This window comes from Priestia aryabhattai B8W22 (assembly GCF_000956595.1).
Lineage (GTDB): Bacteria > Bacillota > Bacilli > Bacillales > Bacillaceae_H > Priestia > Priestia aryabhattai.
Genome location: NZ_JYOO01000023.1, coordinates 1 through 25,268 on the forward strand (window position 1 = coordinate 1; position 25,268 = coordinate 25,268).

Here is a 25,268-nt window from a genome sequence, read left to right on the forward strand (position 1 = left end):
TTTTTTATTGAATTGCTTTATGTTCTTTGATGACACGAAATGTCTTTAATTCAAAATCTTCCGGCCCCTGCACTGGTAAACCTGCCTCTAAGTTTGTTTCAATGTAGGTTAAATTTTCCTCAGTGATGATTTCCCCAGGAATAAAAATAGGGATACCAGGAGGATAGACCATCACAAATTCTGCAATAATACGACCTGCCGACTCATGAAAAGGTACCACTTCGGTTTCAGCGTAAAAAGCATCACGAGGTGTTAAAGCTAATACAGGAATATCAGGTAATAAAATAGCCGGTTTTGCCGTTGTCTCAGAAAGATTATGGAATTTTGCAGATAACTCACGCAGAGCTGTGACCAGACGTGAAAGATCTTCTTCTGTATCTCCAGGCGTGATAATACATAGAATATTATAAAGGTCAGACATTTCAACTTCGATATTATGAGCTTCACGCATCCATTTTTCTACGTCATAGCCCGTAATTCCTAAATCTGAAACAGAAATAATTAATTTAGTAGGGTCTAAATCATACGTAGCTTTTGTGCCTAAAATTTCTCTTCCTATACATCGGATATGCTCAATTGTATTAATTTCTTTTCGTGCTTTTTCAGCAAGAGAAATTGCACGTTCAGCCAGCTCTTTTCCTTCTGTAGCTAAACGTTTTCGTGCAACATCTAAAGAAGCCAGCAGCAGATAAGATGTTGATGTTGTTGTCAGCATGCTTAAAATAGACTGTACACGTTTTGGAGAAATTAAGCCTTCGCGTATGTTTAGAATTGAACTTTGCGTCATAGAACCGCCTAATTTATGCACGCTTGTTGCTGCCATATCTGCACCGGCCTGCATAGCAGACAGAGGCAAATCATCATGAAAATGAATATGAACGCCGTGAGCTTCATCAACAAGTACAGGCACTTGATACGAGTGGGCGATTTCTACGATTTTACGAAGGTCTCCGGAAATTCCAAAGTAAGTTGGGTTGATAACCAGCACTGCTTTTGCTTCAGGGTGCTGCTTTAAGGCTTTTTCTACAGAGTCCGATGTAATACCGTGAGAAATGCCAAGGTTTTCGTCAATTTCAGGATGAATAAAAATAGGCGTAGCTCCTGAAAAAACAATCGCACTCATAACAGATTTATGCACGTTTCTAGGAACGATAATTTTATCTCCAGGTCCACATGTCGCCATAACCATTGCCATAATTGCTCCGCTCGTTCCTTGAACAGAGAAAAAAGTATGGTCAGCACCAAATGCTTCTGCAGCTAAATCCTGCGCTTGTTTGATAATGCCTTTTGGCTGGTGAAGGTCATCAAGGGGACCGATATTAATTAAATCAATGGATAAAGCATCATCGCCAATAAACGAGCGGAATTCAGGATCCATTCCATTTCCTTTTTTATGTCCAGGGATATGGAATTGTGTTGGGTTTTTCTTAGCGTGATTAACCAATCCAGTAAATAATGGAGTTGAAAATTGAGAAGACAACTTTGCTATACACCTCTTTTATCATAAATTGTCAGTCCCTCTAAGCAAAGCTTAGAGGGACTTTGATTGTTTTTTTATCAAATTACAGCATTCAATTTTATATACTAAAAACTAATGGCTGTTGAATTCTACATATTAAAATATCAGATCTTTTTGCTATAAAAGAAATTCAACAGAAATTCTACTCGGCAGTTTTCTTGATTTTAACCATTATATAAATGAATGAAACGTGTATGTTTACTACTGTTTGATAATATAAATACAATTTTTAGTTCAAAAAATACAAGTAATTGTAAACTGCTTATTACTCATTATTTTATAGTTCTTTATGTTTTGAAAATCCCCATAAAACAAAAGAATTATAGCACTTATTAACCCATTTGCAAAGATATTTTAAAGAGAAAATAAAAAGAAAAAAAAGGAGAAATTCTTTTGCGTGCAAAGAGGATAAATTTTGTGTACATTGTAGATTGTGATAGAGTTAAGAATATAGATATACATAGATTGAAGAAATAAATGGAGTGATGAGAAGTGGAATATCAATACCCTATCTCCCTTGATTGGAGTACAGAAGAAATTATTGATGTAGTGAAGTTTTTTGAAAGCATTGAACGAGCTTATGAAAAAGGTATTGAGCGTGATCACCTAATGGCAGTCTATCGCCGATTTAAAGAAATTGTGCCAAGTAAAGCAGAAGAAAAAACAATCTGTAACGATTTTGAAGACCAAAGCAAATACTCTTCTTATCGAACAATTCAAAAAGCAAAGGCTGCTTCTTCTGGAGATATCATAAAAATGTAAAAAATGGAGCCAAGCTTGGCTCCATTTTTTTTATATCAATTCGTTAAAATTATGCATATGCTTTTTTAGTTAGTTCATATAATGGAGTTACCGTATGAAATGTTTGCTCAATACGAGCCATCCATTCTTCGCCGTTCATTGCAATCGCTTCGTCTTTTGGAATTGTAATGCCGCATAGGATCTCAGCTTTTTTAACCGTCTCTAGACGTTCAAACAAACTCTCTAAGTCTTCAGAAGATAAGTCGCCCATTTTTTCACTATCAGGTTTTGTATGATCCTTCGACCAAACAAACGAGGCTGGGATATTTTGACGAATCTCCTCAATGTTTTGTTTTAGCAGCTTTCCAAATTGTTCTTTAATAGGTGATTCGTAAATGACGGCGAACCACACAAAGACATGTGTTTCCCAAAGGCCAATTTGAAAATGAGGGAGCTTTTTATACCCGCGTTTACTGTTAGCAAAGGCTACCCACGTGTCTGCTGGCGGGTTAACTGTTCTTCGTGCATGTTTGGCAATGTGTACGAACATTTCATCTCCACAAAGTGAAGAAAGAGTAGGAGCAAAATGATTGCTTAATTGTTCGAATTTTGGGCGTATCGTTGTTTTGATGGCTTCCATACGTGCATCAAGCCCCTCGATACGGAATACGTTAAAGTCATCTTGTGAAAATCCTGAGAATGCCATGTGAAACCTCCGTTTTTTAGTGAATATGTATAGCTGCTGTGCATCTATGCAAGTAAGTATGATTTACGCGAAGATTCTACCACATGAAAAGCATAAACACCAATTAATTCGCATATGCTTGTCAAAACGTGTCTATCATTTTTTTATAGGTAATCACACAATTTAGTTGCATGAGATTAGGTTTCGACATAGACTATATCAATCAAAATATCTGAAAATTTAGTTTTCTATAAGCGGGTTCAATAATTTGAGAGGGGTGTTTGAAACATGAAACAAGTGGTGAATATGTATAAGAAGAATGATGGACAAAAAAGATTAGGTGTAATTCGTTTGGAGTTAGATTACGAGTTAGCGACGTTATATGAAGCCATGATGGAGAATAATGAGGAACAAAAACAAAAATGTAAGCGAAAGCTCGAGAAACTTCGTGAAGAAATGATATCTCTTCAGTAGCAGATACGGGAATAAAATAGAACAAATAAGGGTAAACTATAAAAGAGGATTAAACTGAATGAGCAGATTTATAAGTGGTAACAGAGCACGTGGGAGAAGAAGCGGCAGTTCTTCTCCCACGTGCTCTGTTAATTGACATCTTGCAGAGGTTTTTTTAAGCTTAAATAAGAGACGTATTTTTGAGGGGGAATTGAGATGACACAACGCTGGAAAGAAATTGATACATACGTTAAAGAGTGGCTAAAAGAAGCTGGACAAAAAATTCAACAGTCGTTTAGTAAAGAACTTCTCATTCAAACGAAATCGAATCCAAATGATTTAGTAACAAATATGGATAAAGAAATTGAACAGTTTTTTATCTCAAAAATTAATGAAACCTTTCCAGAACATCATATCCTCGGAGAAGAAGGATATGGAGAAGAGCTTGAATCAGAAGAAGGAATAATTTGGATTATCGATCCAATCGACGGGACGATGAACTTTGTTCATCAGCAGCGAAATTTTGCTATTTCCATCGGTATATTTGAAAATGGTGTAGGACAAGCAGGTTATATTTATGATGTTATTCATAATGAGCTGTATCATGCTTTAAAAGGACAGGGCGCGTTTATGAATGACATCCAATTGCCGAAACTTGAACCTGTACCAGTTGAACAAGCTATTATTAGCCTAAATGCGACATGGGTGACGGAGAACCGTCGTATTGATCCTTCCGTATTAAGTCCGCTTGTACGTAAAGTAAGAGGGACTCGTTCATATGGATCCGCAGCTATTGAGCTTGCTTACGTAGCGGCTGGACGCTTGGATGGATATATTACTTTACGTTTGGCTCCATGGGACTTTGCTGCCGGTAAAGTATTGATTGAAGAAGTTGGGGGAGTTATGACGGATTTAGAAGGAAAGCCGTTAGAGATTCTTGAAAAAAGCAGTGTATTTGTAAGCAAACCAACGTTACATGACGAAATCTTTCGTACGTACCTTGAAGGAAAGTGGAATAAATAAAATAGAAGTGAAGACTTACGTATAGTGGAAGAATTTTGTGATGAAAAAACGTCATGAACCATTTTGATCTTGCAAATGGCCATGACGCTTTCAATCATCGCAAAAAAATTACAGCTGCCCTTTTTCTCGCATTTTTTTCTTAGTCGTAAAGCCAAAACCCATTACAACAATTAAAGCTACGATAGCTAAAATGACCCCGAGAGCGCTTCCTTCTCCGATAAATATGCCAATTGACATAATAGCTGCAGTTGCGATGAATGCATATAAAACGAATACCCACTTAATGTTTCTCATGTTGATTCCTCCCATTTGTAACGGATATTTATAGTGTACAACAAAATCATTCTGCAATTCTAGAGTTAGTGTGATATAATAGCTTAGTTATTACAAGCATAGGAGTGAAATGCGTGAACATTCGTAAAGATTTACGTAATATTGCCATTATTGCCCATGTAGACCATGGGAAAACAACGTTAGTAGATAAATTATTACATCAGTCCGGAACATTCCGTACTAATGAGCATGTTGAAGAACGTGCGATGGATTCAAATGACCTTGAGCGTGAGCGTGGAATTACAATTTTAGCGAAAAACACAGCTATTAATTATAAAGATACGCGTATCAACATTATGGATACGCCAGGACATGCTGACTTCGGTGGAGAAGTTGAGCGTATTATGAAAATGGTAGACGGTGTTCTACTTGTAGTAGACGCATATGAAGGATGTATGCCTCAAACGCGCTTTGTATTGAAAAAAGCATTAGAGCAAAACTTAACGCCGATTGTTGTTGTTAACAAAATTGACCGTGACTTTGCTCGTCCAACTGAAGTAGTTGATGAAGTAATTGACTTATTTATTGAACTAGGTGCAAGTGAGGAACAAATTGAGTTCCCTGTTGTTTATGCTTCAGCAATCAACGGAACGGCTAGCACGAACCCTGAAAAGCAAGATGAGAACATGTCATCTCTATTTGACTCAATCATCGAGCACATTCCAGCACCAGTAGACAACAGCGAAGAACCACTTCAATTCCAAGTGGCAATGCTTGACTACAATGACTATCTTGGTCGTATCGGTGTAGGTCGCGTATTCCGCGGAACAATGAAAGTAGGCCAGCAAGTTGCATTAATGAAGCTTGACGGTACGGTAAAACAATTCCGCGTAACAAAACTATTCGGTTTCCTAGGCCTAAAGCGTGTTGAAATCGAAGAAGCAAAAGCAGGAGACCTGATCGCTGTATCAGGAATGGAAGACATCAACGTAGGTGAAACAGTATGTCCGTTTGACCACCAAGATGCACTGCCAATTTTACGTATTGATGAGCCTACTTTACAAATGACGTTCTTAGTAAACAATTCACCGTTTGCTGGTCGTGAAGGTAAATTTGTTACATCTCGTAAAATTGAAGAGCGCTTAATGTCTGAACTTGAGACAGATGTAAGTTTACGCGTGGAAAATACTGATTCACCGGATGTATGGGTCGTTTCAGGACGTGGAGAACTTCATTTATCTATTTTAATTGAAAATATGCGTCGTGAAGGATATGAGATTCAAGTATCAAAACCTGAAGTAATCGTTCGTGAAATTGATGGCGTTCGCTGTGAGCCGGTTGAACGTGTTCAAATCGACGTGCCTGAAGAACATACGGGTTCTATTATGGAATCAATGGGTGCTCGTAAAGGTGAAATGGTTGATATGATTAACAACGGCAGCGGTCAAGTTCGTCTGATCTTCATGGTTCCTGCACGTGGTTTAATCGGTTATACAACTGAGTTCTTATCGTTAACTCGTGGATTCGGTATCATTAACCATTCATTTGATAGCTACCAACCAATGCAGCAAGGTCAAGTTGGAGGTCGCCGTCAAGGTGTGCTTGTTTCTATGGAAAGCGGTAAATCATCTACTTATGGAATCCAAGGCGTAGAAGACCGCGGTACAATTTTCGTGGAGCCGGGTACAGAAGTATACGAAGGTATGATCGTAGGAGAACACACTCGTGAAAATGATATCGTTGTTAACATCTGTAAAATGAAGCAAATGACGAATATGCGTTCTGCTAATAAAGATCAAACAACAGGTATGAAAAAACCTCGTATTATGTCTTTAGAGCAATCACTTGAATATTTAAACGAAGATGAATATTGTGAAATCACACCAGAATCTATTCGTCTACGTAAAAAAATTCTTGATAAAAATGAACGTGAAAAAGCAGCGAAAAAGAAAAAATACGCTGACACAAAATAATAAAAAAAGTAAGTCGTTAGCTCTGTTTGCTAGCGGCTTGTTTTTTATCAATTATATCAGAATTTTCTATTTTTTGAAAGCGTTTTATAAATAAGGGATTTGGAAAGGAAAAAGGTGGCTTATATCGAATAATGTAAAGTAAGGAATAGGGGGAAGAAATATGGATGTAAAAGAACACCTTTCATTTTTTGCAGCTTTGTATCAAGTAGATGAACATGCAAAAATAGGAATGTGGCTGTTATACTTTACTATTTTAGGGCTATCTGTTCTCGTGTACAAACTCGGGTTTGCAAAGAAGCTGCCGCTTTTAAAATCTGTGGTTATTTATCTGTTTTTAGCTTTTGGATGTACGATCTTAACGTTTTTAGGCATTTTTTTACCTGTAGCTGAAGGGCTTGTGGTTGCAGCGCTTGTATTAATCATTTATAAAATACGGCTGTATCAGTCTAAAAAGCAAAACTCCACGTTTGGTTCATAAAAGACTACATAAAAAGATTACATAAAAAGACGCTTGTAGCTACAAGCGTCTTTTTAGGATGATATAGCCGAAACCAAGAGCGGCTGCGAAAATTAAATGGCCAGCTGTCCAATAGAAAATCGCTACTGCATCATCCGCCGCAGGCGTAGGCTTAAGCGCAAGCAGCGTCAACGGAAAATACAAAGGAATGGTTGGAAGTGTTAATAAAAAGGAACACAATACGATTTTTCGAATAGACATATTATTTAATTTACCTACTATGTAAACAAAAACGATCCCAATTGCAACGGCAATGAATAAATGAAAAACAAACTCTACCCATTCAGGCCATTGAATAGGGCCAATGATAGGAATAAAATCAACATTTAATAAAAGGGTATAAACTTGTTTGCCGGTTAGCCATTCTATCCATTTCAAACATAACCCAAGGATAATCCCGCTTAACATGCCAATACTTATTCCTAATCGGAGCACCTTACCAATCCTCCTCTGTCTTTTTCGACTCATATAGTTTAAAGTTACCAGTAGCTATGCGTTCTTTTGTTCGTTTTTCAATCCGTTCAGAACATTCATTGCACATATATGTATGGATAGGACGGTTGCGCAGTCGTTTTGCCACGAGCGTTTCATCCTCAATTGTTTCAATTTTATCGCACATGACACATTGTACTCTCATTTCTATCACCTCAACTTCTCTATACATCATTCTAGCCGAAAATCCTTGTTTTATAAAGTTTTTTTGCGGTGCTATCTCTCAGGAGAAAAGGAACGATAGGAAAACATTCCTAAAGAAGCAGGTAATTTTGCTTGTTAGCTCGAAGATAGTAACTAGTAAGTACATAAACAGTAGGAGGGATGAAAATGGCCAACGAAGTCGAGACTCAATTAGTAGATGCATTATACGATGAGCTACAGACAGAGAGATTTGCAACCATTTCAACTATTGATTTTGAAACAAACGGTCCAAATGTTAGTGCCATTTCGTGGTTAGTAGCTCCGACTAAACAAAAAATTCGATTTGCCGTAGATGTCAAATCGAGGATTGTAGAAAACATTAAACATACGAATAAAGCCGTGGTAAATATTCTTGCTAATGAATCATGCTACTCAATCAGCGGAATAGCTGAGGTAGTGCAAGAAAAGTTAGAAGGAGTAGCTTTAAAGCTGACACTAATTGAACTAGATATTAATGAAGTAAGAGATGTCATGTTCTATGGTTCTAAAATTTCAGTAAACCCTTCATATGAAAAGACCTATGATCCAGTAGCAGCCGCTAAACTCGATAAGCAAGTAATTGAAGCGATAAAAAAAGCTTAGCAGCAGCCTGCCGCTAAGCGACTTTCTTATTCATTTTTTTGAAGATGATTATTAGATTGTTTTTCCTGCTCATTCTTTAAGTTTTGCTCTTGTTTATTATTTAATTTTTGATTGTTTGTATCTGTTGAACTAGGATTTCGGCGGATTTCTTCTGCAAATTCAGGCATCACTCGGTTTACAATGGCCGCTAATTCATCTAAAAATCCTGTAACCGGACGGCCTTTGCGAATTTCATTTCCAATTTGTTTTAGCCGAGCAACCGTATCAGGATCTGCAATAACAACAGAATTAGCGCCGTACGGGTCAGCTTTCAGACCTTCAGCGACTGTATATTTGATTGAACTTACTTCTGAACGATCAATATCTTTGCCGACGTCAATGCCTACGATTGCATATTTACCGAGCACAATGGCAGTAGCATCATTTACATTCGGAACGCTTGAAGCCAGTTCAACTAAATGCGCTGATATTTCATTAGCAGTACGCTTGTGAGAGCGTTCAGGAGATGAATTTTTCACCTGTACAATTCGATCTGTTTTTTGCCCTTCTTCAACGTCTGCTTGGTTATTGTTGCAGCCGGTTAGTGTAATAAAACATAAGCTAATGGATAGAAAAAATTTGTTCATGTGGGAGACTCCTCCTTATGAATGACTCATTTTTTGTAGTAATTTGTATTTAGTTTCTAATAGTTCTTCTATCTTTATACACGTGTTCATATATTTAAAGAAAATGGTCCGTCCATTTAAGGTCACTTCACACATGTGCGTTACATAGTATATAAATGGATGGGTGCCTTGTTTCACTCCTTACAGGAAAAACAATCGGAGTAGGAGGCTGAATTATTGGGAAAAATTTATGTATTAGATACGAATGTTTTATTACAAGATCCGCATTCAATTTTTTCATTTGATGATAACGAAGTAGTGATTCCAGCCGTTGTATTAGAAGAAGTTGATTCGAAAAAAAGAAATATGGATGAAGTCGGACGAAATGCAAGGCAGGTATCCAAACTCATTGATAACTTGAGACAACATGGAAAGTTATATGAGAAAATCCCGTTAGAAAATGGGGGCCATTTGCGAATTGAACTCAACCATCGCTCTTTTCAACAGCTTCAAGAAATCTTTGTAGAAAAAACAAATGATAATCGAATTTTAGCCGTTGCTAAAAATTTATCTCTTGAAGAGGAAACAAAAGAAGATGGACGTGAAGTGATCCTAGTGAGTAAAGATGTGTTGGTACGTGTGAAGGCTGACGCAATCGGCTTAAGAGCAGAAGATTTTTTAAGTGATCGAGTAGTGGAATTCAATAGTATTTATACAGGCTTTTCAGAAGTCTATATTGCAAAAGAACTGCTGAGTCAATTTTACGAAAAAGGAGAGCTGCTAACGTCTCAAATTGCGAACCACTCCTTTTTTGCAAATCAATTCTTAGTGATGAAAGATGCATTTGGGGGATCCGGATCAGCCATCGGCATTGTCGATCAAACAACAACGAAAGTAAAAAAGCTTTTATTTGAATATGATCATATCTGGGGAATCAAACCTCGAAATGTTCAGCAAATTATGGCGTTAGAACTTCTTCTTAGAGACGACGTTCAACTGGTCACGTTAATTGGAAAGGCAGGTACGGGTAAAACGCTGCTTGCTTTAGCTTCAGGACTTATGCAGACGGAAGATTTAGGATGTTTTAAAAAGCTACTTGTAGCTCGTCCAATTGTTCCTTTAGGGAAAGATATTGGATTCTTGCCAGGAGAAAAGCAGGAGAAGCTTCGTCCATGGATGCAACCAATTTATGATAACCTAGAGTACTTATTCAACACTAAAAAACCTGGAGAACTGGATGCGATTCTAGCGGGGCTCAGTTCGATAGAAGTGGAAGCCTTGACATATATAAGAGGCCGAAGCATTCCGGAGCAGTTCATTATTATTGATGAAGCCCAAAATTTAACGAAGCATGAAATTAAAACAATTTTAACAAGGGTAGGGGAAAAGAGTAAAATTGTGCTTATGGGAGATCCGGCTCAAATTGATCATCCTTATTTAGATGAGTATAACAACGGATTAACGTACGTAGTTGAAAAGTTTAAAGAGCAAAAAGTATCGGGACACGTTCGGTTAATCAAAGGAGAGCGCTCCGGGCTAGCACAATTAGCAGCTGATATTCTTTAAAAAAAGTGGGGTTCCTTTTGGAACCCCACTTTTTTATTATGTAACGATGATTTCTTCCACATATTTAATAGGGTTATTTCGGTTAGACCCGTCAGGTAAATAGACATAGATAGGCCCGTCTTCTCTAAGAGGCTTTCCATCTTGGCTGAAACCAAAGATTAGTTTTTGCGCTTCTTCTAATGAAAAAGAAATCAGCGCGTCTTTTGTTTTAAATGAAACGTTGGTAGCTTCTTCAGTAGGTGAAGCGTTTGCTAGAAAAGGTTCAAATGAAATGCCAAATGTTCCATTTACTAGCTCCTGTTTTTTGAATTTCTTTTCGGTTTTTAACGTAGGAGGAAAGACGGCTCCTTCTTGAATTTCACGGTCCCAATGCTTCGAAACAGCCTTTGTGTACGCTTCTGTCTCGTCTTTTTGCTCCGGTGGATGTTCAAAGAAAACGTCCATATCGAGCTTGCGGTCATCGAAAATCCACACGCTTGGGTCAAGTGTCAGCGTATATTTTACTTTTCCTTTTAACATAATAATTGAATTCATCATAAATGCCCCCTTGCTAAAAGTATAAGCGCTTTCTACTTATTTGTCACTTTGATGAAAAAATTTAGTTGAGAGTGATTCTCGTATGATATAATGTAAGAGTCAACGAAAGTGCGAAATTTCCTACATCTATGGTAATGCTTTTGAGAAAGTAACAGTATAAAAAAGACGGCCAGCCTCACGGACATGTTTATCCTTGCTTTTTTGGAGCATAGCCTTTAAAATTGAGAGATAGATTAGGTAATCGCTCGCGAACGGAGGGATTGAGTTTGACGCCTGAGACAATGATAGATCATCGTGAAAAAGCGTATGCGTTGTTAAAAGCTGATGCAGATAAGATTTTGCAATTAATTCAAGTTCAAATGGATAACTTAACAATGCCACAATGTCCTCTTTATGAAGAGGTTTTAGATACACAAATGTTTGGTTTATCAAGAGAAATTGATTTTGCAGTTCGTCTTGGTTTAATTGATGAACGTGTTGGAAAAACATTGCTAGACCGCCTCGAGCGTGAACTTTCTGCACTGCATGAAGCGTTTACAAAAAAATAAAAATCACGCGATCGAAACTCAAACTATATACAAACGTAGTTTGAGTTTTTTATTACAGGTGGTTGAAATTTCCTAATTTACTCAAATTTGTACATAAAAGATGAAACGAAACAGAAACACGTCATTTTTAAAGGAAGAGGGTTATGGTAAAAAAAATATTTAGGCATTTTGACTATTCGATTGTAATTCCAGTGCTGCTTCTTTGTGCGGTTGGACTAGTTATGGTTTACAGTTCAAGTATGATTGTAAGTATTACAAGATATCATACGTCAAGTGATTTCTTTTACAACAGACAAAAAATGTGGCTTGCTTTTACGCTTGTATTGTTCATTTTAACAATGCTAACACCTTACAAGCTGTATCCTAAAATACTGCCTTATGCGATTCTGGGCATTTTTGTACTGCTTTTGCTTGTGTTTGTAATGGGTCATACGAGTAACAATGCGCAAAGTTGGCTGCAGCTTGGGGGAGCAAACATGCAGCCGGCTGAGTATGCCAAGCTTGTTGTCATTTTATACTTATCGTATGTTTTGTCTAAAAGGCAAGAGTATATTGACAACATCAAAAAAGCTTTTTTTGGACCTATGGGTCTTGTATTTCTAATATTAGGTTTTGTAGCGATTCAGCCTGACCTTGGAACGGGATCAATTATTTTTGCTATTGCCGTTACCATTATGCTATGTTCGGGAATCTCTAAAAAAACCTTCTTCCGCATGCTAGCACTAGGTATCATTTTGCTTACGGTAATTATTACGATTGGTTTTTTTACAGGTCAGTTTACTGCCAATCGAATTGGCCGTTTTACCGGTGCATCAGATCCGTTTGCCAATGCTCAAGGAACCGGTTATCAGCTGGTTAATTCATATTTAGCAATAGGTACAGGAGGCTTAAAAGGCCTTGGTTTAGGAGAAAGTGTACAAAAGTATGGTTATCTTCCTGAGCCCCATACCGATTTCATTATGGCTATTATTGCAGAAGAATTAGGGTTCTTTGGAGTTATGCTCGTGCTGGGTCTTTTAGGCTTCTTAATTTTCAGGATTTTAATGCTGGCTAAAAAATCTCAGGATCCGTTTGCTAGTATGATCTGTATTGGAGTAGCGAGTATGATAGGTATCCAAACGGGGATTAACCTTGGAGGACTTACGGGACTCATTCCGATTACGGGGGTAACGCTTCCATTTATCAGTTACGGAGGGTCTTCGCTGCTAACGCTGATGGTATCTATGGGAATTATTGTAAATATTTCGTTTTTCGTAAATTATCACAATAAAAAACAGAAAAATACGGAAAATATTGTGCTACATCCGAACAATACATCAACAACAAGTGATTGATTTTCGTGAAAAAATTGTGTAAAAAAAGCAAAAATTTATTGGAATTTTATCATTTTCCATAGATTTTTGCTTTTCTTTTATTCAATTTTGCTATATATTGAAGTTTATACGAAATTGAGAGGAGATTAGCAACATGAGTTTTGTAACTAAAAAAATCAAAAAAGTATTAGTAGCAAACCGAGGAGAAATTGCGATTCGTGTATTTCGAGCATGTACTGAACTGAATATTCGGACTGTTGCAATTTATTCGAAGGAAGACGCAGGTTCTTATCACCGTTACAAAGCGGATGAAGCCTATTTAGTAGGAGCGGAGAAAAAACCGATTGATGCTTATTTAGATATAGAAGGCATCATCGACATTGCTAAGTCTCATGATGTAGATGCTATTCACCCTGGCTATGGTTTTTTGTCAGAAAATATCCAATTTGCAAAACGTTGCGAAGAAGAAGGCATTATTTTTATTGGCCCAAAATCCAAGCATCTTGATATGTTTGGCGATAAAGTAAAAGCACGTCATCAGGCTATTCAAGCAGATATTCCCGTTATTCCTGGTACGGATGGTCCTATTGATTCAATTGACGAAGCAAAAGAATTTGCTAATCAGCATGGATATCCTCTAATGATCAAAGCGGCTTTGGGCGGAGGCGGTCGAGGCATGCGTATCGTTCGCGATGCAGACAGCCTGAATGAATCTTATGACCGTGCCAAATCAGAAGCAAAAGCGGCTTTTGGTAATGATGAAGTGTATGTCGAGAAATTAGTTGAAAATCCAAAACATATTGAAGTGCAAATTTTAGGTGATGAACAAGGAAATGTTGTGCATCTTTATGAACGCGACTGTTCTGTGCAGCGTCGCCACCAAAAAGTAGTAGAAGTAGCACCAAGTGTTTCTATAGATGAAGACTTACGTCTCCGCATTTGTGAAGCAGCTGTACAGCTGATGGAAAAAGTGCAGTACATAAATGCTGGTACAGTAGAATTTTTAGTATCAGGAAACGATTTTTATTTTATTGAAGTAAATCCACGTGTTCAAGTAGAGCACACAATTACTGAAATGATTACAGGTATTGATATCGTTCAATCGCAAATTTTAATTGCAGACGGCTACGGACTTCACAGCAAGGAAGTGTCCATTCCTGCACAAGATCAAATTCAAGTACATGGATATGCGATTCAATCTCGTGTAACGACAGAAGATCCGTTAAACAATTTTATGCCGGATACGGGTAAAATTATGGCTTATCGTTCTGGTGGCGGTTTTGGCGTACGCTTAGATACGGGAAACAGCTTCCAAGGTGCTGTAATTACACCGTATTATGATTCACTGTTAGTAAAAGTAACAACATGGGCATTAACATTCGATCAAGCTGCATCAAAAATGGTGCGGAACTTAAAAGAGTTTCGTATTCGTGGAATTAAAACAAATATTCCGTTTCTTGAAAATGTAGTGAAGCATGATAAGTTCTTAACAGGTGCTTATGATACATCATTTATTGATACAACGCCTGAACTTTTTGTTTTCCCAAAGCGAAAAGACCGCGGAACTAAAATGCTTACATACATTGGGAATGTTACGGTAAACGGATTCCCAGGCGTATCGGAAAAGAAAAAGCCAATCTTTACGAAACCGCGCGTTCCTAGTGTGGATATAAGCAAACCAATTCAAAACGGAACAAAGCAGATTTTAGATGAAAAAGGTGCTGAAGGGCTAGTAAATTGGGTGAAAGAACGCAAGGAAGTGCTATTAACGGATACAACCTTCCGTGATGGCCATCAGTCTCTGTTAGCAACGCGTATTCGTACAAACGACTTAAAACAAGTAGCTAACCCAACTGCACGCTTGCTTCCAGATTTATTTTCTATGGAAATGTGGGGAGGAGCAACGTTTGATGTCGCTTATCGATTCTTAAAAGAAGATCCGTGGGATCGCTTGCTTACTTTACGTCAACAAGCGCCAAACGTTCTTTTCCAAATGCTTCTTCGCGCGTCAAATGCGGTTGGATATAAAAACTATCCTGATAATGTAATTAAGGAATTTGTTGAAAAATCAGCTTATGCAGGTATTGATGTTTTCCGTATCTTTGACAGCTTAAACTGGGTGCAAGGAATGACTCTTGCAATTGACTCCGTTCGTCAAACAGGGAAGATTGCAGAAGCAGCGATGTGTTATACAGGTGATATTTTAGATCCGACACGCCGTAAGTATGATTTGGATTACTACAAGAACTTAGCAAAAGAGCTTGAGCAGTCTGGCGCACATATCCTAGGCATTAAAGATATGGCGGGTCTTTTAAAACCGCAGGCAGCTTATGATTTAGTATCGGCTTTAAAAGAAACGGTTGATATTCCCATTCACCTTCATACGCATGATACAAGCGGAAACGGTGTATACACGTATGCAAAAGCAATCGAAGCAGGTGTAGACATTGTGGACGTAGCCGTAAGCTCAATGGCGGGCTTAACGTCTCAGCCAAGTGCTAACTCTCTTTATTATGCATTAGAAGGAGCGGACCGCAGACCAAACCTGGATATTAAAAATCTAGAAGAGCTTTCTTACTATTGGGAAGATGTGCGAAAGTATTACCAAGACTTCGAAAGCGGCATGAACGCTCCTCATACGGAAGTGTACGAGCATGAAATGCCAGGCGGTCAATATAGCAACTTACAGCAGCAAGCAAAAGCAGTTGGTTTAGGAAACCGCTGGGATGAAGTAAAAGAGATGTATTCACGCGTGAATTTGCTATTTGGTGATATTGTAAAAGTTACGCCATCATCAAAAGTAGTTGGAGATATGGCATTGTTTATGGTTCAAAACAACTTGACAGAAGAAACGCTGTTTGAGCGCGGTGAAACGCTTGACTTCCCGGATTCAGTTATTGAATTGTTTGAAGGGTATTTAGGACAGCCGCACGGGGGATTCCCTAAAGAGCTTCAGCGCATCATTTTAAAAGGCAGAAAACCTATTACAGTTCGCCCTGGAGAACTGTTAGAAGATGTGGACTTCGATGCAGTGAAAGCTAAGCTATTTAAAGACTTGAATCGTCAAGTAACAAGTTTTGACGCCATTGCTTATGCGCTGTATCCAAAAGTATTTATGGATTACCACAAAGCAGTTGAGCAATATGGGGACATTTCCGTTCTTGATACACCAACTTTCCTATATGGAATGCGTTTAGGAGAAGAAGTTGAAATTGAAATTGAAAAAGGAAAAACCTTAATTGTTCGTCTTGTATCCATTGGTGAACCTCAGGCAGACGGTACGCGAACAGTATACTTCGAATTGAACGGTCAGCCACGTGAAGTCGTGATTAAAGACGAAAGTGTCAAAACAACCGTTACGGCAAAACAAAAAGCCGACCAAGGAAATCCGGCCCACATCGGCGCTTCAATGCCTGGAACTGTTATTCGAGTAGTAGTAGAAAAAGGCGATAAAGTCTCAAAAGGTGATCACTTAATGATCACAGAAGCAATGAAAATGGAAACAACCGTGCAAGCACCATTTGACGGCGTGATTAAACAAGTACACGTGTCGAATGGAGATGGCATCCAGCCGGGAGATTTATTAATTGAATTAGAAAGCTAATCAAAAAAGGTACGAGCTCAGAGCTCGTACCTTTTTTGATTAATTATGTGTATGACGCGTTGCAAGTAAGGTTAAGTAGCTTAATACACCGAATAGGAAAGAGATAATTAAAGAATGAGCAAGCGCGAGCTCTAGCTGCAGACGTGTGACAACAACAAGCATACCGGAAACCGCCTGAAAAATAACTAGAATGAGAGCAGCTAACCATCCGTAAAAAATATTTTTTTGATGACGATAATATTTAACTGCATGGATAAAGGCAGCTAAAATCCATACAAACGTTAAAACAGCAGCGAATCGATGTCCCATTTGAATCCACTGATTCAAATCAACAGGTAGCCAACCGTTTCCATTTGAACACAATGGAACGTCTGGACAGGCTAAGCTAGCTTCTTTATGGCGAACAAGCGCGCCCGTGTACACAACGGCATATGTGTACAAGATAACCCCGTAAATATGTTTTTTCATTTTAGAACCTAGCTGCATATTAGTTGCGTCGAGCTTTTGATCCACTTCAAAGATAATAAGTGTTAACAGCAGCACAGAAGCAAACGAAATAAGAGAAATACCAAAATGAAGAGCTAGCACCGCATCTGATTGCCCCCACATAACGGCTGCTGCCCCAATTAATGCTTGCAGTACGAGGAAGAAAAAAGAAATAAACGCTAAAGGCCTAACTTCTTTTATATGTCCTAATGCAATCCACGCCCACACGCACAAAGCGAGCACAAGAAAGCCCGACACGCCAGAAACTAAGCGGTGGCTTAATTCAACAACGGTTTCAAATGTTAAAGGGTCAGGAATGAGCTGTCCGTTACACAAAGGCCAAGAATCTCCGCACCCGTCTGCTGAACCAGTTTTCGTCACAAGGGCACCGCCAAGTAGAATAAGTAACATGGCCATGCTTGTTACAATGGATAACAACTTTAATCCAAGTCGCACAATAATCACCCTCCTAAAAGCAAAGTAAGTAATATAACGAGCTAAACAATTTATTCTAATCTTTTTGTATATTAAACATAAATTTCATTTATTCTCCATAAACTTGATTGAATTTGTTATAATGGTAGAAAGTGTAAGGTTTGTCCATGAGTTTGACTCTGCAGATGTGTAAAAGGTACCGTACAGAAAACTATTTTACTTGCGGAAATATCTTTTAACAAGTGACAGGGACATGCATTTAGCTCATGACAAAAAAAATCCATATTTTTTTCATGAATTCTTCACAAAGTAACGGCAAAATATGGTTTAATAAACATGAGAAATAGATATTTCTCTACTATTTTATCGTTTGCATGTGAAGCTTTTAAGTAGTTTTGGTGAGAGGAATATGACTTCTTTGTGAACAAAGAGGAGATTTTTGTAAAAATATGTTGAAAACGCCTTCATTTATAGACTCTTTATTTACTAGATAAAAGTCTATGGATGAGTAAAGGAGGAAGCGCCATGGAAGATTCAAAAATGGTGGAAGATTCAACGCTTTCTGCATCGCCTAACACAGCTCATGTAAGCGAAAATAGTTCCATTTGGTCAGATTTTTTAGCTACGATTAAAATTGGAATAGTCAATTCAAATTTCATCACCACCTTTACTGGTTTTTGGCTAGCTCTTTTCTTCAACGAACAACACTTCTTAGAAAACCTGGATAAAGCATTTTTTACTTTAATAGGTTCTTCACTTATCATCGCCGGTTCATGCAGTTTGAACAATTACATAGATCGTGACATTGACCCTCTAATGGAACGAACAAAGGGACGACCTACAGTGACAGGGAGTTTTACACCTTTGACGGTCCTTGGGATTGGAATCGGTTTGACGTTAACCGGCTTGCTTATGCTACTAGTTGTTTCTTCCGTAGCCGCTCTCATCGGATTAGCAGGAATACTTACATATGTAGTTCTTTACACCATGTGGTCCAAAAGACTATACACAATTAATACAGTAATCGGAAGTATATCAGGCGCTGTCCCGCCTTTAATTGGATGGGCCGCTATCGATCCCAATTTACACGTAGTGGCTTGGGTATTATTTTTAATCATGTTTATTTGGCAGCCGCCTCATTTTCTAGCTCTTGCTATGCGAAGGTGTGAAGAATACCGAGCAGCGGGAATCCCTATGTTGCCTGTTGTACACGGTTTTGAGCTTACAAAACGACAGATTCTCATTTGGATTGCTTGTCTGTTGCCATTACCTCTTTATTTATACGAATTAGGCACTCCATTTCTAATTTTAGCCACTGTTTTAAACATAGGATGGCTATTTTTAGGATTTGCTCAATACAATAAACAAGAAGACACAAAGTGGGCTAGCATGATGTTTGTCTACTCACTAAACTATTTAACTATTTTATTTGTCTCAATGATTGTCGCAACGCTTTTTGCCTAGATAAAATCTTTCACTGAATGCGACATTGCACAAGGGGGATTTCTTCTACATGTAGAATTCATTATAGAAGGAATAAGTTTTATGCTCAAGAGGGCATAGATGAAATCACGTCAATGAAAGAGAGGTTGGGGAATGGTATGAAAAAATGGCGATTGAACTTTCGTGTTTTGTCGTTATTTACGCTGCTTGCATTCGTGTTATCGGCCTGTGGAAAACCGTTTTTGTCAACACTTAAGCCTGCAGGTGAGGTAGCTGAAGAACAATATTCGCTTATGCTGCTTAGTACAGCTATCATGGTTTTAGTTATTATTGTTGTCACCATTATCTTTATATTTGTTATTCTGCGCTTTCGCCGTCGTAAAGGCGAAGAGAATGTGATTCCAAAGCAAGTAGAGGGGAGCAGAAAGTTAGAAATTATATGGACAGTGATTCCTATCTTGCTGCTGATTATTTTGACTGTTCCAACGGTCATCTCAACTTTTAAGCTAGCGGACGTAAAAGGAATGAAGGACAAAGATGCTGTCGTAGTAAATGTGCGTGCTAACTTGTACTGGTGGGAATTTGAGTATCCTAATCAAAAAATTATTACATCCCAAGATCTAGTTGTTCCAACGGATAAAAAAGTCTACTTTAATATTAAAGCTTCTGACGTCAAGCACTCATTCTGGATTCCTTCAGTTGGAGGAAAGCTCGATGCTAACACAGAAAATGATAATAAATTCTGGCTCGTGTTTGATTCTAAAAAATCGAAGGAAGCTGACGGAGTTTTCTACGGAAAATGTGCTGAGCTTTGCGGTCCATCTCATTCTCTTATGGACTTTAAAGTACGGGCTGTATCAAGCAATGAATTTGATACGTGGGCAAAAGATTTGAAAAAGGCAAAGCCTGATGTAGAAACAGCATCCGCAAAAGCTGGTCAAGAAGTCTTTAATGAAAGCTGTATCGGATGTCATGCTGTTGACGTCAAAGACAATCGTCCAGAGCAAGCTCGTCAAGCACCAAACTTAGCCGGTTTTTCTGAACGTGAGCGTGTAGCTGGAGTGCTTCCTCACAACAAGGAAAATATCAAAAAATGGTTAAAAGACCCTGAGAAAGTTAAGCCGGGTAATAAGATGAGTGGTACATATCCAGACTTAACTGATGAACAAGTGAATGAGCTAGCAGACTATTTAATGAGTTTAAAAGAAAAATAAACGTCCAGTCGTTTTTAAAAGGGGAGGTTTAGCGATGAGTACACTCAGTCAAAAGAAGGGTGTAGGTGGAACAATTTGGGACTTTATGACAACCGTTGATCATAAGAAAATCGCCATTCTTTATTTAATTGCCGGCGGTATCTTTTTTCTAGTCGGAGGAGTGGAAGCGCTATTTATACGTATTCAGCTGGCTATACCAAGCAATGACTTTGTCAGTGCAGGAACGTATAATGAAATTTTAACAATGCATGGAACAACGATGATTTTTTTAGCTGCCATGCCGCTTCTTTTTGCGATGATGAATGCGGTTGTTCCGCTGCAAATCGGAGCTCGAGATGTAGCATTTCCATTTTTAAATTTGTTAGGTTTTTGGTTGTTTGCCTTTGGAGGACTCTTTTTAAATCTAAGCTGGTTTTTAGGAGGAGCACCTGATGCAGGTTGGACATCATATGCTTCGCTGTCTATTGCGTCGCCTGGTCACGGAATTGATTTTTATGCGATAGGTTTGCAAATTTCCGGAGCCGGGACATTGATTTCAGGTATCAACTTTCTCGTAACAATCATTAACATGAGGGCGCCAGGTATGACTTATATGCGTATGCCGCTGTTTACGTGGACGACGTTTGTTGCATCAGCTCTTATTTTGTTTGCGTTTCCAGCACTGACGGTTGGATTGTTTTTAATGATTTTTGACCGCTTGTTCGGTGGAAACTTTTTTGACGCCACAATGGGTGGAAATACGATTATCTGGGAACATCTTTTCTGGATATTCGGTCATCCGGAAGTATATATTTTAATTCTTCCAGCGTTTGGTGTTTTCTCTGAAATTTTACCTACTTTTTCAAGAAAGAGATTATTCGGTTACTCGTCGATGGTTTTTGCTACCGTATTAATCGGATTTTTAGGGTTCATGGTGTGGGCTCACCACATGTTTACAACCGGACTTGGTCCAATTGCAAATGCCATTTTTGCTGTCGCTACGATGGCTATCGCCGTTCCAACTGGAATTAAAATTTTCAACTGGCTGTTTACGCTTTGGGGAGGAAGTATTGAATTTACGTCTCCAATGCTTTACGCTGTCGCCTTTATTCCGTCATTTGTTATCGGAGGAGTAACAGGAGTTATGGCAGCTGTAGCACCTGCAGATTATCAATTTCAAGATTCTTATTTTATCGTTGCCCATTTCCATTACGTTATCGTAGGCGGTGTCGTATACGCTATATTAGCAGGTGTCACATACTGGTGGCCAAAAATGTTCGGGAAGATGTTAGATGAAAAGTTAAGCAAAGCAACGTTCTGGCTCTTTTTGATTGGTTTCCACTTAACGTTCTTTATTCAGCATTTCTTAGGCTTAATGGGGATGCCTCGCCGCGTATGGACGTTCTTGCCTAATCAAGGTCTCGACCTTGGGAATGCAATCAGTTCATCAGGAGCTGCTTTCATGGCGGTTGCTACGCTCATTTTACTTGTTAACATTATAAAAACAACTGCCAAAGGACAAAGAGTAGGAGGAGACCCTTGGGGAGACGGACGTACATTAGAATGGGCTATTTCATCTCCGCCTCCAGAGTATAACTTTAAACAAACGCCGCTTGTACGCGGGTTAGATGCATATTGGATTGAAAAAATGGCAGGAAATAAAGAAATGACGCCAGCCGAACCTCTTGGTGATATTCATATGCCAAACTCGTCATTTATTCCATTTATGATATCGCTTGGAATGTTTATTGCAGGGATTGGCTTTTTGTATCGAAACGATCATGCGTGGGGAGATGTTGTAGGGATTATCGGAATGATCGTCATGTTTTTATCGATGTTCTTCCGTTCATGGATTGATGATCACGGCTTTCATATTCACAAAGAGGACTTAGTTGATGATGACAAGGAGGCGAAGATGTAATGGAGACTGAACAAAAGCTAACTGCTGAAACTTTCCCCGCTTCGCCTGAAAAAGCAACGCTTGAAGGGAAAAATAAATTTACCGGCTTTTGGCTCTTTTTAGGCGGAGAGACGGTTTTGTTTGCTTCACTTTTTGCTACTTATTTAGCTTTGCGTAATTCAACGATGTCAGGACCTAAGCCAGAAGAATTGTTTGATATTAAGCTTGTTTTTGCAGCTACCATGATTTTATTAACAAGTTCACTAACAAGCGTATATGCTATGTATCATATGAAAAATTTTGAATTTAAAAAGATGCAGCTATGGTTAGGCGTTACGTGGCTTTTAGGTTTAGCGTTTTTAGGGCTAGAAATTTATGAGTTCAGGCATTATGTTCATGAAGGGCATACGTTTACAAGCAGCGCATTCGGTTCTTCTTTCTACGCGCTGGTTGGAACACACGGAGCTCACGTAACGTTCGGATTGCTTTGGATTGGTTCTTTGATGATTCGAAATGCGAAGCGGGGGCTAAACTTATATAACGCTCCTAAATATTATGTCGCAAGTTTATACTGGCACTTTATCGATGTTGTGTGGGTCTTTATTTTCACGGTTGTATATTTAATGGGAATGGTGGGATAAGCTGATGACGACAAATCAATCAAACTCAGATAACCCAAGGCTCAATTTAGAGTATCGTAAAAAAAGAAACGCAGAAGATATGAAGATGCAAGTTATCTCTTTTGCGATGATGTTGTTTTTAACACTAATTGCTTTTTTTGCGGTTTATCAAGAGTTTAGCGGATGGTACATTATGCCGGTGATTGTGCTCTTGGCAGTTGTTCAAGTCATCTTTCAACTTTATTATTTCATGCATATGAACCACAAAGGACATACCATACCAGCATTTTTCTTGTATTCAGGCGTATTGGTAGCTCTTTTAACCATTTTAGCTTTTGTAACCATTATTTGGTGGTAAAGAGAAGGGCTGGCATGCGCCAGTCCTTTTCATCATCTGTAGAAGGAGGAATAGACGTTGATTAACAATTTGCAGATGTTTGGTTTTGAAGCACTCTGGAGTCCTTACTATTTTTTAACCATTTGTCTGGTGACCGTCTTATATTTTTTCATCGTTGGTAGATGGAGAGGGAATTTTATAGGGTCGGCGGCTGTAGACAGAAAAACAAAAGCGTATTTTGTTATCAGCATGGTTCTTTTATATATATGTAAAGGAGGACCTGTAGATTTACTAGGGCATTTTATGTTTAGTGCTCATATGACGCAAATGGCAATTGTTTACTTGGTGATTCCTCCGCTTTTTATTTTAGGAATTCCTCCGTGGTTAGCTCGTTCTGTTATTTATGTAAGAGGGGTTAAACCTGTTTTTAAATTTTTTACAAAGCCCTTAATTGCTCTACTATTATTTAATGGGTTATTTTCTTTGTATCATATTCCGCTGCTTTTTGATGTTATTAAAACGGATATGATGCTTCATGGAATCGTGAGTGTTGTATTATTTATCGCTGCATTTTGTATGTGGTGGCCACTCGTTAATCAGCTAGAAGAAGAACAAACGCTAAGTTCTTTAAAAAAGCTTGGATACATTTTTGCAGATGGCGTACTCCTTACTCCGGCGTGCGCGCTGATTATTTTTGCAAACCATTCTTTGTATGCGACGTATACAGACTCAAGCGCTTGGGTACAAGCTCTTTCCCTTTGTGTACCGCCTTCTATGATTGCAAGTTTAGGGCAGCTTGCTCCCGAGATGTTTAATACGCTGCCGCCCGTGGAAGATCAGCAGCTCGGCGGCGTTATTATGAAGATCATTCAAGAAATTGTGTATGGAACGGTTTTAGGCTTTATTTTTTTTCAGTGGGCTCGAAAAGAACGAGAGAAGGATACGTACATGCCTGATTTTAGTGAACGCCAAGATATAAAAGCAAAGGAACTTACATCTACTCCTCCCTTGAAGTAAAAAGAGAGTGAGACATAACTACCTTGATCCAATCTAAAGACAAACAAAGGGGATAAAGGAGTTGAACCGCTTGTAACACCGCTGTTGATTTCCGTGCAACAGCAAAAAAAGAACTACTAATCGATAATTTTGATTAGTAGTTTGTATTTAACTTCAACTAGCATACTTTTGCCCCAGCCTCTTTAACTTCTATAGCTGAACGGTTTCAAGCTGTGATTTGATTTGTGTTAATATTTTTTCACACTGTTCTACAAGGGATGGCGGGAAATATTCTCCGTCTCCATATTCTACACCGTGAGGATAATAATGTTTGCCTAGCAGAGGTGTCATAAGGTGAATAACAGCATGCCTGCCCCCTACATCCCCTGAAATAGCATGTCCTTGGACTCGCAAATAGAAGATATCTCGCTGAAACTCGAATTTTCGATCGTACGTGACGCGTTCATAATCCCATTGTCCGGCGCGGACCAGGCCAAATTGATGCATAATCTCATCTAATAAATCTAAATCAACCTTTAATGAATCAAACTTTGCATATTCAAATTTCATATGAACTCCCTCCCAAAACAGATATACCCCAACTAAATCATAAGCCGAATGGATAAAACTTGCAATATCTAATAAGGAAAAATGTAAACGTTATCTATTTTTATTTAAACGTTCTAAATACGAAAGTTTACTAAAAAGTTGGTCACACTATAAAGCGAACACACTATGTAGAGGAGGATAAAACAATGAAAACTGTACAAGAGGTAATGACAGCTGATACGGAAACATGCACCACGCTCGATAACGTATATGAAGTGGCAGTGAAAATGAAGGAATGGAATGTAGGAGCAATTCCAATTGTCGATAGAGATCAGCTAGTAGGAATGATTACAGATCGAGACTTAGTTATAAAAGGCATCGCAGAAAAGAAGCCAAATTCAAGTAAAGTAACGGATGTTATGAGTGAAGAGCTTATAACTATTACAGCAGAAGCCTCTGTAGAAGAAGCTTCTAAGCTTATGGCTCAACATCAAATCCGTCGCCTTCCTGTTGTGGAAAATCAAAAGCTAGTAGGGATTATATCGCTAGGTGATTTATCAACGTTTCGCTATGCAAATGAACGCGCAGGAGAAGCGCTCTCAGACATTTCAGAACAAACGCATTAAAAAGCGAAAGCCAACTGTTTGCAGGATATTCGTAAATAGTTGGCTTTT

26 protein-coding genes are annotated in these 25,268 nt (G+C 38.5%); 17 read left to right on the plus strand and 9 right to left on the minus strand.

Going from position 1 to position 25,268, the window contains the following annotated elements:
• Positions 1–4: 4 nt before the first annotated feature.
• The gene (locus tag N178_RS17425) at positions 5–1,480 is read right to left on the minus strand and encodes an aminotransferase class I/II-fold pyridoxal phosphate-dependent enzyme (RefSeq protein ID WP_028414107.1); all 1,476 of its coding nucleotides are present in this window, start codon (positions 1,478–1,480) and stop codon (positions 5–7) included.
• A gap of 531 nt (positions 1,481–2,011) precedes the next feature.
• Between N178_RS17425 and N178_RS17430 the strand changes: the two genes are divergently transcribed.
• Positions 2,012–2,281 carry a UPF0223 family protein gene (locus tag N178_RS17430; protein ID WP_013056061.1) on the plus strand — a complete coding sequence of 90 codons (270 nt, stop codon included), beginning with the start codon at positions 2,012–2,014 and terminating at the stop codon, positions 2,279–2,281.
• A gap of 49 nt (positions 2,282–2,330) precedes the next feature.
• Here N178_RS17430 and N178_RS17435 read toward each other — a convergent pair whose 3' ends face one another.
• A complete protein-coding gene (locus N178_RS17435; RefSeq protein ID WP_045293813.1) occupies positions 2,331–2,966 on the minus strand; it encodes a YktB family protein in 636 nt (211 codons plus the stop codon).
• 267 nt (positions 2,967–3,233) lie between these two features.
• On the opposite strand from N178_RS17435, the gene N178_RS17440 reads away from it, so the two are divergent.
• Positions 3,234–3,419 (plus strand): hypothetical protein, encoded by a 186-nt coding sequence (locus N178_RS17440; RefSeq protein WP_013056063.1) that lies wholly within the window; start codon positions 3,234–3,236, stop codon positions 3,417–3,419.
• 195 nt (positions 3,420–3,614) lie between these two features.
• Positions 3,615–4,421, plus strand: a complete 807-nt coding sequence (locus N178_RS17445) for an inositol monophosphatase family protein (RefSeq protein WP_045293814.1) — start codon at positions 3,615–3,617, stop codon at positions 4,419–4,421.
• A 108-nt stretch (positions 4,422–4,529) separates the two neighbouring features.
• On the opposite strand, the gene N178_RS17450 is transcribed toward N178_RS17445, so the two are convergent.
• On the minus strand, positions 4,530–4,715 hold the full coding sequence (locus N178_RS17450; protein ID WP_045293815.1) for a YlaF family protein: 186 nt from the start codon (positions 4,713–4,715) through the stop codon (positions 4,530–4,532).
• A 113-nt stretch (positions 4,716–4,828) separates the two neighbouring features.
• On the opposite strand from N178_RS17450, the gene typA reads away from it, so the two are divergent.
• Together typA and N178_RS17460 are read left to right on the plus strand one after the other, a co-directional pair.
• Entirely contained in the window at positions 4,829–6,667 is a 1,839-nt protein-coding gene (gene typA, locus N178_RS17455; RefSeq protein ID WP_045293816.1) for a translational GTPase TypA, read from the plus strand.
• Between the two features lie 160 nt (positions 6,668–6,827).
• Positions 6,828–7,145, plus strand: coding sequence for a YlaH-like family protein (locus N178_RS17460; protein ID WP_045293817.1), 318 nt, complete (start codon positions 6,828–6,830; stop codon positions 7,143–7,145).
• A gap of 39 nt (positions 7,146–7,184) precedes the next feature.
• On the opposite strand, the gene N178_RS17465 is transcribed toward N178_RS17460, so the two are convergent.
• Both N178_RS17465 and N178_RS17470 read right to left on the minus strand, forming a co-directional pair.
• Positions 7,185–7,619: a hypothetical protein gene (locus N178_RS17465; RefSeq protein WP_045293818.1), complete on the minus strand. Its 435-nt coding sequence runs from the start codon at positions 7,617–7,619 to the stop codon at positions 7,185–7,187.
• A 1-nt stretch (position 7,620) separates the two neighbouring features.
• Positions 7,621–7,821 carry a YlaI family protein gene (locus N178_RS17470; protein ID WP_013056069.1) on the minus strand — a complete coding sequence of 67 codons (201 nt, stop codon included), beginning with the start codon at positions 7,819–7,821 and terminating at the stop codon, positions 7,621–7,623.
• Between the two features lie 185 nt (positions 7,822–8,006).
• Here N178_RS17470 and N178_RS17475 point away from each other — a divergent pair, with 185 nt between their 5' ends.
• Complete coding sequence (locus N178_RS17475) at positions 8,007–8,462, plus strand: pyridoxamine 5'-phosphate oxidase family protein (protein ID WP_013082304.1); 456 nt, start codon at positions 8,007–8,009, stop codon at positions 8,460–8,462.
• A 26-nt stretch (positions 8,463–8,488) separates the two neighbouring features.
• On the opposite strand, the gene N178_RS17480 is transcribed toward N178_RS17475, so the two are convergent.
• Positions 8,489–9,088: a YhcN/YlaJ family sporulation lipoprotein gene (locus N178_RS17480; protein ID WP_013056071.1), complete on the minus strand. Its 600-nt coding sequence runs from the start codon at positions 9,086–9,088 to the stop codon at positions 8,489–8,491.
• Positions 9,089–9,304: 216 nt separating this feature from the next.
• Here N178_RS17480 and N178_RS17485 point away from each other — a divergent pair, with 216 nt between their 5' ends.
• A complete protein-coding gene (locus N178_RS17485; RefSeq protein ID WP_013056072.1) occupies positions 9,305–10,633 on the plus strand; it encodes a PhoH family protein in 1,329 nt (442 codons plus the stop codon).
• A gap of 36 nt (positions 10,634–10,669) precedes the next feature.
• Here the strand turns inward: N178_RS17485 and N178_RS17490 are convergent, their stop codons facing one another.
• Complete coding sequence (locus N178_RS17490) at positions 10,670–11,170, minus strand: hypothetical protein (protein ID WP_080890213.1); 501 nt, start codon at positions 11,168–11,170, stop codon at positions 10,670–10,672.
• A 281-nt stretch (positions 11,171–11,451) separates the two neighbouring features.
• Between N178_RS17490 and N178_RS17495 the strand changes: the two genes are divergently transcribed.
• The 3 genes from N178_RS17495 (at position 11,452) to pyc (ending at position 16,635) form a co-directional block, all read left to right on the plus strand.
• Complete coding sequence (locus tag N178_RS17495; protein ID WP_370506486.1) at positions 11,452–11,718, plus strand: Fpa/YlaN family protein; 267 nt, start codon at positions 11,452–11,454, stop codon at positions 11,716–11,718.
• A 143-nt stretch (positions 11,719–11,861) separates the two neighbouring features.
• The gene (locus N178_RS17500; protein WP_045293820.1) at positions 11,862–13,052 is read left to right on the plus strand and encodes an FtsW/RodA/SpoVE family cell cycle protein; all 1,191 of its coding nucleotides are present in this window, start codon (positions 11,862–11,864) and stop codon (positions 13,050–13,052) included.
• 133 nt (positions 13,053–13,185) lie between these two features.
• Positions 13,186–16,635, plus strand: a complete 3,450-nt coding sequence (gene pyc, locus N178_RS17505) for a pyruvate carboxylase (RefSeq protein WP_045293821.1) — start codon at positions 13,186–13,188, stop codon at positions 16,633–16,635.
• A gap of 39 nt (positions 16,636–16,674) precedes the next feature.
• Here pyc and N178_RS17510 read toward each other — a convergent pair whose 3' ends face one another.
• Positions 16,675–17,577 carry a COX15/CtaA family protein gene (locus N178_RS17510; RefSeq protein WP_045293822.1) on the minus strand — a complete coding sequence of 301 codons (903 nt, stop codon included), beginning with the start codon at positions 17,575–17,577 and terminating at the stop codon, positions 16,675–16,677.
• A 504-nt stretch (positions 17,578–18,081) separates the two neighbouring features.
• Between N178_RS17510 and cyoE the strand changes: the two genes are divergently transcribed.
• From cyoE to ctaG, 6 genes are all read left to right on the plus strand, one after another.
• Entirely contained in the window at positions 18,082–19,020 is a 939-nt protein-coding gene (gene cyoE, locus N178_RS17515; protein ID WP_014460983.1) for a heme o synthase, read from the plus strand.
• A gap of 137 nt (positions 19,021–19,157) precedes the next feature.
• Positions 19,158–20,213 carry a cytochrome c oxidase subunit II gene (coxB, locus tag N178_RS17520; protein ID WP_045293823.1) on the plus strand — a complete coding sequence of 352 codons (1,056 nt, stop codon included), beginning with the start codon at positions 19,158–19,160 and terminating at the stop codon, positions 20,211–20,213.
• 34 nt (positions 20,214–20,247) lie between these two features.
• Complete coding sequence (gene ctaD, locus N178_RS17525) at positions 20,248–22,113, plus strand: cytochrome c oxidase subunit I (protein WP_045293824.1); 1,866 nt, start codon at positions 20,248–20,250, stop codon at positions 22,111–22,113.
• A complete protein-coding gene (ctaE, locus tag N178_RS17530) occupies positions 22,113–22,733 on the plus strand; it encodes a cytochrome c oxidase subunit III (protein ID WP_013056081.1) in 621 nt (206 codons plus the stop codon). Before ctaD ends, ctaE begins: the two co-directional genes overlap by 1 nt.
• A gap of 4 nt (positions 22,734–22,737) precedes the next feature.
• Positions 22,738–23,070: a cytochrome c oxidase subunit IVB gene (gene ctaF / locus N178_RS17535; protein WP_014460982.1), complete on the plus strand. Its 333-nt coding sequence runs from the start codon at positions 22,738–22,740 to the stop codon at positions 23,068–23,070.
• 57 nt (positions 23,071–23,127) lie between these two features.
• Positions 23,128–24,066, plus strand: a complete 939-nt coding sequence (gene ctaG, locus N178_RS17540) for a cytochrome c oxidase assembly factor CtaG (protein ID WP_080890214.1) — start codon at positions 23,128–23,130, stop codon at positions 24,064–24,066.
• A gap of 189 nt (positions 24,067–24,255) precedes the next feature.
• Here ctaG and N178_RS17545 read toward each other — a convergent pair whose 3' ends face one another.
• A complete protein-coding gene (locus N178_RS17545) occupies positions 24,256–24,615 on the minus strand; it encodes a YugN family protein (RefSeq protein ID WP_045293825.1) in 360 nt (119 codons plus the stop codon).
• A 185-nt stretch (positions 24,616–24,800) separates the two neighbouring features.
• Here N178_RS17545 and N178_RS17550 point away from each other — a divergent pair, with 185 nt between their 5' ends.
• Positions 24,801–25,220 (plus strand): CBS domain-containing protein, encoded by a 420-nt coding sequence (locus N178_RS17550; protein WP_045293826.1) that lies wholly within the window; start codon positions 24,801–24,803, stop codon positions 25,218–25,220.
• The last annotated feature ends 48 nt before the right edge of the window (positions 25,221–25,268 follow it).